This window comes from Paenibacillus popilliae ATCC 14706, assembly GCF_000315235.1.
GTDB lineage: Bacteria > Bacillota > Bacilli > Paenibacillales > Paenibacillaceae > Paenibacillus_B > Paenibacillus_B popilliae.
The window spans coordinates 1-916 of record NZ_BALG01000347.1 but is presented as its reverse complement, the minus strand read 5'-3'; the positions used below and the strand labels follow the sequence as shown (position 1 = coordinate 916).

Annotated in this window: 1 protein-coding gene; it reads left to right on the top strand. The window is 37.1% G+C overall.

Features of this window, described 5'->3' with window-relative positions; all coding sequences use genetic code 11:
* The first annotated feature begins 304 nt into the window (after window positions 1–304).
* Entirely contained in the window at window positions 305–739 is a 435-nt protein-coding gene (locus PPOP_RS16995) for a hypothetical protein (protein ID WP_006287887.1), read from the top strand.
* Window positions 740–916: the final 177 nt, after the last annotated feature.

Below are 916 nucleotides of genomic sequence, written 5' to 3'. Positions count from 1 at the left end.
AGTTGGGAGATGTTGGATAAACCCTAAAGTACCATATATTAGTTAATCAATTTGTAGGGGGTGTTTTTTTGTGCCATTTTACAGAACCCTTCTACTTCAGGGTAAAGAACTACATCCTGCTACTTCGTGCAAGGTGTCATTTTCGTACAAAAAGCTGTCTGGTTTACTGTTGACAATCCAATATTAGTACGGAGTTTCCTGAGTTTGTTCCCTCAATTTTTCCGAATTAATCCCGGAGCACTGAATAATCAGTGACTTGAAAAACATTCCATGTTATCTTACGTATAGAGGAGGAGTGATGATCATGTTTGCTTACCTTAAAGGTGCTGGTGCTTCTGCTTTTGTTGCTACGTTACTCTGCTCTTTCGCTATTTTAAATAAAAGTGATTCGTCTAACACCAGTACACTAAGAACTTATGCTATTAGCTTATTGGTTGTTGTATTATTCAGCTACCTTGGATGTGTTTTGGGTTGGTTCTTATTGAAATTTATTACAAAACACGCAAGTAGAGATACTTTATTAGAAATTATCTCTTTTTTTTCGTTAGGGTTTATTTTTGCCCTCTTACTTGGAGCAATTTTACGTTTAGATCGTGATACATTAGATTTGACAACCATACTTGGATCAATAACATTTTACTTAGCTCAAAAAATACATAGCATTGTGATATCGTGGATTATGGTGCTAATAGGGCCCATCTCAGCTTATATTGCGTTTTACTACTTCTCTTATCTATAAGAGGGGAAGACTTTAAAAGTCTCCCCCAACATCAGGCCTGTTGATTAACCACCACTAAATGGTAGAAAAAAAGCCGCCAACTCGGTAAAATGTTTGTACCCTTACAAACGAACCGAAAGGTGGCGACTCCCATGCAAAAGTCTACCACAATCCCGTATATCCTTCAATCGATTCTCA

What these genes read in the sequence shown, in the direction of transcription:
- PPOP_RS16995 (WP_006287887.1), top strand. Translation starts at nt 305, where the DNA reads ATGTTTGCTTACCTTAAAGGTGCTGGTGCTTCTGCTTTTGTTGCTACG.